Source organism: Pedobacter sp. (genome assembly GCF_035566355.1).
GTDB lineage: Bacteria > Bacteroidota > Bacteroidia > Sphingobacteriales > Sphingobacteriaceae > Pedobacter.
This window is the reverse complement of record NZ_DATMRL010000100.1, coordinates 1-8,921: the sequence shown is the minus strand read 5'-3', so window position 1 is coordinate 8,921 and position 8,921 is coordinate 1. Positions and strand designations below refer to the sequence as shown.

6 protein-coding genes are annotated in these 8,921 nt (G+C 42.4%); all 6 read left to right on the top strand.

Annotation, left to right across the window (positions count from 1 at the left end):
* Positions 1 to 73 precede the first annotated feature (73 nt).
* A complete protein-coding gene (locus VNZ46_RS03890; RefSeq protein ID WP_325558790.1) occupies positions 74 to 679 on the top strand; it encodes a carboxypeptidase-like regulatory domain-containing protein in 606 nt (201 codons plus the stop codon).
* Positions 604 to 3,303: a SusC/RagA family TonB-linked outer membrane protein gene (locus VNZ46_RS03885; protein WP_325558791.1), complete on the top strand. Its 2,700-nt coding sequence runs from the start codon at positions 604 to 606 to the stop codon at positions 3,301 to 3,303. The genes VNZ46_RS03890 and VNZ46_RS03885 overlap by 76 nt, the downstream gene beginning before the upstream one ends.
* Before the next feature lie 30 nt (positions 3,304 to 3,333).
* The gene (locus VNZ46_RS03880) at positions 3,334 to 4,797 is read left to right on the top strand and encodes a RagB/SusD family nutrient uptake outer membrane protein (RefSeq protein WP_325558789.1); all 1,464 of its coding nucleotides are present in this window, start codon (positions 3,334 to 3,336) and stop codon (positions 4,795 to 4,797) included.
* A 28-nt stretch (positions 4,798 to 4,825) separates the two neighbouring features.
* On the top strand, positions 4,826 to 6,523 hold the full coding sequence (locus VNZ46_RS03875) for an amidohydrolase (RefSeq protein WP_325558788.1): 1,698 nt from the start codon (positions 4,826 to 4,828) through the stop codon (positions 6,521 to 6,523).
* Complete coding sequence (locus VNZ46_RS03870; protein WP_325558786.1) at positions 6,523 to 7,692, top strand: LLM class flavin-dependent oxidoreductase; 1,170 nt, start codon at positions 6,523 to 6,525, stop codon at positions 7,690 to 7,692. The genes VNZ46_RS03875 and VNZ46_RS03870 overlap by 1 nt, the downstream gene beginning before the upstream one ends.
* Before the next feature lie 2 nt (positions 7,693 to 7,694).
* Positions 7,695 to 8,921, top strand: a 1,227-nt coding sequence (locus VNZ46_RS03865; protein WP_325558784.1) for an APC family permease, incomplete at its 3' end; no start/stop codon positions are given.

The window sequence follows — 8,921 nt, the reverse complement described above, 5'->3', positions numbered from 1 at the left end:
AAAATTCTTAAGAAACAGGAATCTGATTGGCGTCTAACCCTGCTTCAATTATCATTTAATCAATTGTAAATTTATGCAAAATCTTGCACAATTCAAACGTGCGCTCTTTCTGCTGTCATTTTTTGTAAGCCCCGTTGCTTTAGGTGTTGCACTTTCGGCCATTTCTATAAATGTTCAGGCTCAAAATGTGCCAGCCCCCTTAATTAATGCAAATATCAGCGGTACTGTTATTGACAACCAAACTAAGGAATCCCTGCCAAGGGCTGTAGTTCAGCTAGAGGGGGTAACCCACAGTGTACTCACCGACGACAACGGCCATTTCAAGTTCGTTACCGGGCAAAAATTACCGGCAGTAGTTATTGTAAGTTATGTGGGGTATAAAACACAAAGAGTAACCATTACCAATTCACCTGTAGAAATCAGGTTAGAACCAGATGCACATCAAATGAACGATGTGGTGATTACAGGATACACTTCTCAAAGTAAACAGGTTTTTACAGGTTCTGTTTCGCAAATTAAGTCTTCGGCTTTAGAAAACAGGCCGGCCCAAAGCTTTGACCAGTTAATAGGCGGGCAGGCAGCGGGTGTAAACATCGTACAGCCATCGGGAGCCCTGAACAGTACACCTGTATTGAGATTCGGGGTATTAACTCCATTACTTCATCCATTTATCCGTTGATCATTGTAGATGGTGTAACCACTTTTACAGGATCGGGAGGAGATGCCATTGGCAATAATCCGCTTTCAGACATTAACCCAAATGATATAGAGACCGTTGAAATTCTTAAGGATGCTTCTGCAACGGCTATATATGGATCCAGAGCAGCCAATGGTGTATTGATCATTACCACAAAAAAAGGGAAGAGGGGAGCTGTTAAGGTCGATTACGGAATATGGTTCAGCTTGAGTGAGGCCTATAATTTACCCAAATTACTGGATGCTTCACAATACGTTTCAATTAAGAACGAGGCACGTGTTAATGCTGGCCTATCGCCTGGTTTTGTGCTAGGCACCAATCCCGATGGTTCCACTACACAAACCAACTGGTATGATATTGCTTATCAAAATGCTATTTCCCAAAACCACAATTTGAGTATTTCAGGTGCCACAGAGCGAACCAATTATTTCCTGGGCCTAAATTATACCAATCAAAATGGAATTTTAAGAACCAGTAATTTCAAGAGAAAGGGAATCAGATTAAATTTAGAACACCAGGTAAACAGTTTAATTACGATTGGAACCAATGCTGCCTACAATAATTCACTGAATTCAGGGCCAAATAGTGGTGCAACCGGGCCAAACTCTATTACCTCATCTTCAGGAAACAGCGCGAACAGTCAGTATATCGGCCTTCAGCCACTGGGTAGGCTAACTTATATCCTGCCCCCCAATGTAAACGTATACAATACAGACGGATCTTACAATATCAACAGCAGTAATGGAAATATAGGGTACGGCCCGAATAGTAGCGCATTGGGTGTTTTTAATGCTTATAATCTCCAAACAATACTGGACCTGGATAAAAACACCTCTGAAAACAACACTTTTATAGGAAGTGTATATGCTGAAGTGTCCTTACTTAAAAATCTAAAATTTAAGACCTTATATGGTCTGAACAATCTAATCGTTGAGAACAACACCTTCAGAAATCCATTTAGCGGCGATGGTTTTGCGACCAATGGCTCAGCAGCCAATTCCGTAACGAAGTATAAGCGCTCCAACTGGACTAATACTTTAATCTATACAGCATCTGTTGCTGAAGATCATAATTTTAAGGTTTTACTGGGGCATGAATTGATCACTACAAAAATTGACGGATGGGGTGCTACCCGAACAGGGCTGTCAGATCCATTTTTTACCAGTTACCAGGGGGGCTGGACCACCATTACTCCTTCGTCCAATATCCAGACTGAAAACGCCATTTTATCTTATTTCAGTAATTTCAACTACGATTACAAAAAGAGATACCTTTTGAGTTTCAATTACAGGAGGGATGGTCTCTCTGCGCTTGCCGCCAATAATAAATGGGGTAATTTTGGAGGGGGCTCTGTTGGATGGAATGTATCAGAGGAGGATTTCTTCAAAAAGTCCAGCTTATCCAAGTCTTTAAATGCCCTTAAACTCAGGTTCAGCTACGGTGTTGTAGGAAACAGCAGTCTTGACGATTATGCCTCTCTGATCAAATATGGTTCCGGAACTTATGCGGGTACCCCTACATTAAATTTCACCCAGGCAGGCAATTCCAATCTCAAATGGGAATCGAGCAAGAAACTGGATTATGGTTTGGAGTTCTCTCTATTTGACAGCAGGATCAACGTAGTGGCAGATTATTATAAAAACACCATTGATGGCCTGATATTGGGGGCACCACAGGCGGCTTCACAAGGCATCCCGGGTAACTCGATCATTGCAAATGTGGGCTCCTTATACAATAAGGGTTTTGAATTTGCAGTAAACGCACACATCATCAGTCAAAATGATTTCAAATGGAATGTTGATTTCAATATTTCAACCTTGCAGAACAAGGTTACTTCATTAGGAGACGGGGGAGATATTTATCCGACAGCCTTAAGTACCTTCGGCATTCAAAATGTAACCCGGGTAGGTTATTCTGTGGGTTCAATTTTTGCCGTTCCGGTGGCAGGTGTCAATCCAGCTAATGGAAACAGAATTTACATCAACAAAAACAATGAACAAGTTCAATATGATGCTGTAGCTAAAAACTTTTATTACCTGGATGGCAGCATTGCCCCAAGAATTGATAATTATACGGATGGACGCATTCAAGGACCTTCTCTGCCTACTTACTATGGAGGTTTAAATAATAACTTCTCCTACAAGGGATTCGATTTAACTGTAGGATTTACATTTTCAGGCGGGAATAAGCTTTACAATGGTACGCGATCAACCATCTCAGACCAACGGTATTTCAATAATGGCACCTTTATTCTGGACAGATGGACCACACCCGGTCAAATTACAGATGTCCCTAAATTGGTTTGGGGCGATAGTTTTACCGGTGGATTTTCTTCCTCAAACGCTGCTTACGTAGAAAAAGGCGATTACCTGAAGCTTAAAAATGTCAGTCTGGGTTATCGTGTGGACTTGCCAAAAGATGGTATTGGAAGATATATTTCTTCTGCCAGAATCTATGCGCAGGCGTCAAATTTGTTCACCATCACCAGCTATACCGGATCTGATCCGGAGATATCCATTAACGGAAATTCTATAAACTCTGGAAAAGATCAAAATGTACCTGCCAATGCCAGAACATATACACTGGGCCTTAACCTCTCGTTCTAGCAGCCTTTGTTACACTCTAATTTAATGATCATGAAATTTACATATAAAAACACCCGCTTTTACTTAAAAGGACTTCTATTGGCCACTATAGTTTTTTTGGGTTCCTGCCAAAAAGACGCACTAAATCTTACCCCCTTAACCAGTATAGCAGGCGATGAAGCCTACAGCACGCCTGCAAAAATAGGTTCACAGGTCAACGCATTGTACGGGCAGTTGAGCGATGCCGGGTACTTTGGTGGGCGTTACCTCGTGTTTAACGAACAGCGTGGAAATGAATTTAGCCAAAATGATGGCAATAATTCTACAGGGGCCAATGTATGGAACCAAACCATCTCCGCTTCCGGCGATTTTGTAAATGCTGTATGGACAGCAGGGTACAGGGTGATCAATTCGGCCAATATTTTAATCGATAAATTGTCTACTTCCACTGTACTTGACGTGAATACCAGGAAAAGTTATTTGGCTGAAGCCAAGTTTGTAAGGGCATTTGCCTATTTCAGTCTGGTTCAAACTTATGCAAAACCCTACAATCAGAGTACAAAGAGCTTAGCCTTGCCGCTTCGGTTAAAAGGAGAGACCACTGGGGGGAACAATGATCTGGTATTCAGTAGCACCGCCGACATCTATGCTCAAATCCTAAAAGATCTTGATGAAGCGGAAGCAGATCTGCCTGCCTCTAATTCAACAGCTTTATTGAATACCGGCCGGGCACACAAAGCAACTGCAATCGCTTTAAAGACGCGGGTCTATTTAGTGAAAGCCGATTACGATAAAGTGGTGACTGAAGCCTCTAAATTGGTGCCTGCGACTGCACCTTATCAATATACAGCTGGAACGGCAAGCCATAGCCTGGAGGCAGACTTGACTAAGTTGTACAATGGCTCTTACACTGGTCCTGAGGCCATTTTTAGCATTCCCTTTATTATTGCTTCTGAAGCGCCCGGGCAACAAAGCGCATTGGCTTATAATTATTTGTCGCCGGTGCTGTATTTAAATAACAATGGTGGAATCATTTCTAACCCGGTATTCTCTTCCACGTCTACAGATCTGCGTAAAAACTTAATTACCACCAATACCAGCGGACAGCAGCTGCTCAAAAAGTTTGCTAAGAACAGCGCGCCTTATCTGGATTATGTTCCCTTGATACGTTATGCTGAAGTGTTGCTGAATTATGCAGAAGCAGCAGCACAAAAGAATGATTTGAACACAGCCTTATCTCTTTTAAAAGCCGTAAGAAACAGGGCCAATCCAGGCTTTGTATTCAGCACCGGCGTGGGTACGAAGGAAGACTTAATCAATACCATTTTAACTGAAAGACGGATTGAGCTTCTGGGAGAAGGTTTCAGGACGCCAGATCTATTTAGAAAACTATTGCCTTTGCCTGCAAAAAGTGGCACGGCGGGAACCGCACCAGAGGTAGCCGTTTCGGCAAGCAACTATGTATGGCCAATTCCAAGCAATGAGCTAGCTTACAACAAACTGGCTCCAAGATAATTTATTTGTAACCAAAATTTATATACGGATGAAAAAGATTTCTAGTATTTGCATTATTGCCACAGGGCTGTTTCTACATGCTCAAAATGGACACGCACAAACCATTTATACCAACGGAAAAATTATAACTGTTGATGCCGCTAATACCATTGCAGAAGCTGTGCTGGTTAAGGATGGTAAAATTTTAGCGGTCGGTTCTGCTAAAGATATCAGCAAACTCAAAAATTCTACGACACAGATTGTCGATTTAAAAGGTAAGACCCTGGTACCTGGGTTTGTTGACGGACATAGCCATTTTATGGGTTTGTCCAGATCGAGTACCGTTAATCTGGGTTCACCGCCAATGGGTGATGTAAAAAACATTGCCGATTTGGTGAGCAGGATACAGGATTTCAAGAAGCAAAAAAACATTGCTCCGGGAGAGTGGATTGATGGTTTTGGGTATGATCAGGATCAGCTGGAAGAAAAAAGGCACCCAAATAAAGAAGATCTGGATGTTGCTTTCCCAGATAACCCCGTTACAATTACGAATATCAACGGGCATATGTCTGTGTCTAACTCTTATGCTTTAAAAGTTTCTGGAATAAATGAAAATACACCCAATCCTGCTGGTGGAGCTATCGAGAGAAAAAAGGGAAGCAACGAACCAACAGGCCTTTTACAGGAAGGCGCAACGCGTTTACTTAAAAGACCTGCAAGACCAGCTCCATCTCTGGATCAGCAACTCAAAGACTTAAAGGAGCAGCAATTGTTTTATGCCAGTCAAGGCATTACTACTGCGCAGGATGGTTACACCAGCCTGGAATCTTTAAAGCTATTACACCAGGCAGCAGAAAAAGGAGCTTTATTCATTGATATTGAGGCCTTACCTGGATATCCAACACTGGAAACAGTTTTAAAAAATAAAGAGTATGAGTTTGGTACGCTTAAAAATCACTTGAAACTGGCAGGAACCAAAATGATTGCCGATGGTTCGCCGCAGGGAAAAACCGCCTTTTTCACTAAATCTTACTTGGTTGAGGTACCAGGTTGCAACCATGATGAATGCACTGGTTTTCCTAACATCACACAAGATCAGTTTAATGCATTTGTAATACACGCTTTCCAGAACAACATACGTCCATTTGTGCATTGCAACGGTGACGCCACTATAGATATGTATTTAAAGGCTATAGAAAATGCCAATACGACTTTAAATACCAGCAGTAACAACCGCAGACCAGTGACCATACATTCCCAGTTTGTAAGAGCGGATCAATTGGACACCTATAAAAGACTTGGCATTATTGCTGCCATGTTTAGTAATCATGCTTATTTCTGGGGAGATGTGCATGTACGCAACCTTGGATTAGAAAGAGCGAGCTTTTTAAGCCCCTTAAAAACAGCTATAAAAAAAGGGGTTGTGGCCACTAACCATACTGATTACCCGGTTACACCTGTTAATCAGTTGTTTCTATTATGGACTTCAGTGGCCAGGGAATCCAGATCAGGACAGATTATAGGCCCTGCTGAGCGGTTGACACCTCTTGAAGGATTGAGGGCCATCACGATCAATGGCGCTTATGAATATCAGGAAGAAAATTCCAAGGGTTCTATAGAAAAGGGGAAACTGGCAGATTTTGTCGTTCTATCGGATGACATTACCACCATTGATCCATCGAAGATCAAAGATGTAACTGTTTTAGAAACGATAAAAGAAGGAAAAACAATCTATAAAAAACTTTAATGAAATCTTTAAAAAAATGGGAATCGGTTTCTGTTCGCACTACAGAGCGTACGGCAGAGATCGGATGGTTTGATGACATCATCGGTGGAGATACAGAATATTTAGGCGTGCTGGATCCCGGCCGCCGCAGTAGTTTTGAACACTGCAGGGACATTGCCCTGCACGCAGAATCCTTGGGTTTTAAAAATATCTTGTTCCCAACCTCTTATACAGTAGGACAGGAAGCCATCACTTTTGCAGCAGCGATTGCACCGTTTACCAGCAAAATTAAACTATTAGTAGCCATCCGGACTGGAGAGATTCATCCGCCAACTTTGGCCAGGGCAATTTCTAATCTGGATCATATCCTGGAAGGTCGTTTGGCCATCAACATCATTAATTCTGATTTGCCTGGCCTGCGGGAAAGTGCAGAATTGCGTTATGAGCGTTGCAACGAAACTATTGACGTTTTAAAGCAGGCCTGGACACAGGATCGGATCCAACTAAATGGAAAGCAATATAAGCTTGATCTGCCTTCTGATCCGGCTAAGCCTTACCAGCAAAATGGGGGCCCATTACTGTATTTTGGTGGTACTTCTGATGGATCAAGAGAGGTTTGCGCTCAACATTGCGATGTGTTTTTGACCTGGCCGGAACGGGAAGAAAGTTTATATGAAACCATTAAGGATATGAGTAACCGCGCAGCGGCACACGGGCGAAAGATAGATTTTGGTTTGCGTATTCACGTTATTGTGAGAGAAACTGAAAACGAAGCCAGGGCTTATGCTAAAAAATTAACTTCAAAACTGGATGAAAAGCGTGCACAGGAAATCAGGAGCCGGGGAGAGGATTCCCGCTCACTAGGTGTGCTAAGGCAAGATCAGCTCAGGGAAGAAGCGGATGAAGACGGATATATTGAGCAATTGCTTTGGACAGATATAGGAAAGGTGTTTTCTGGCTGTGGAGGCGGATTGGTTGGAAGTCCGGAGCAGATCATAGAGAAAATCAACCGATATATTGATATGGGCTTCCGTGCATTTATTTTTTCCGGGTTTCCCTTAAAAGAAGAGGCCGACTATTTCTCCAAATTGGTTTTACCGCATTTACCCAATGTATCGCTATCCCAGATCCAGGGCAGAATTCCTGAAGAGTCTCCGGTTACACCCTATACAACAGCAGATTTAAAATAGTTATGGCAGATAAAAGTACAGGACATCCTGGTCTTAAAAGAGAAATAGGATTATTAGATGCGATTTTCCTGGTGGTCGGCAGCATGATCGGCTCTGGTATTTTTATTGTCGGTGCCGATATCACCAGACATACCGGCTCTACCTTTTGGTTCATTGCCGTATGGATAATTGGTGGGATCATGACCTTAATTGCCGCTTTAAGTTATGGAGAACTAAGTGCCATGTACCCAAAGGCTGGTGGTCAATATACTTATTTAAAAGAAGCCTATAATCCATTGGTGGCCTTTGTATATGGATGGAGCCTGTTTGCGGTGATCCAGACTGGGACCATTGCGGCTGTGAGTGTTTCCTTTTCTAAATTTTTAGCCTATTTGGTTCCCAGCCTTAGTGAGGACATTGTGTTGGTAAAAACAGGTGGTTTGTCCATTTCCCATGCGCAGGGATTTGCCATCCTGCTCCTTGTTTTTATTACTTATATCAATACCAAGGGGGTTAAAGGTGGCAAAATTATACAAAGTGTTTTTACAGCAACCAAAATCCTCAGTATTGCCGGTCTTATTATTTTTGGTTTTATTCATTTAAAGCCAGAGATCTGGAGTGCTAACTGGGTCAATTGGGATTTAAGAAAACTAGGTGCCGAAGGCACTTTTACGGCCTATCATGGTGCCCCTGCAATTGCGGGGGCACTAGCGGCAGCCTTAGTAGGTGCCATTATGAGTTATGAAGCCTGGAACAACGTTACCTTTGTAGCAGGTGAAATCAGAGATCCGAAAAAGAATATCGGCAGAAGCCTTTTTATTGGAACAGTATTGGTTACATTGATTTATGTCCTGCTTAATCTAATGTTTACGGCTGTGCTTCCACTTTCTGAAATAGCTTCCGCAGAAAAAGACCGGGTTGGTTTGGTGGCATCGCAGGCTATTTTTGGACCCGAAGGAACACTGGTGATCGCCATATTGATTATGATTGCCACCTTTGGATGTAATAATGGCTTAATCCTGGCGGGTGCGCGGGTGTACTATTCGATGGCTAAAGATGGATTGTTCTTTACTCGAGCTTCCCGTTTAAATAAACATGCTGTTCCGGCATTTGCTTTGTGGATTCAATGTGCAATGGCTTCCGTATTGTGCCTGAGTGGTAAATACGGAGATTTACTGGACATGATCACTTTTATAGCGGTCTTGTTTTATGTGCTCACCATTGTTGGGATCTATATTTTACGCATTAAA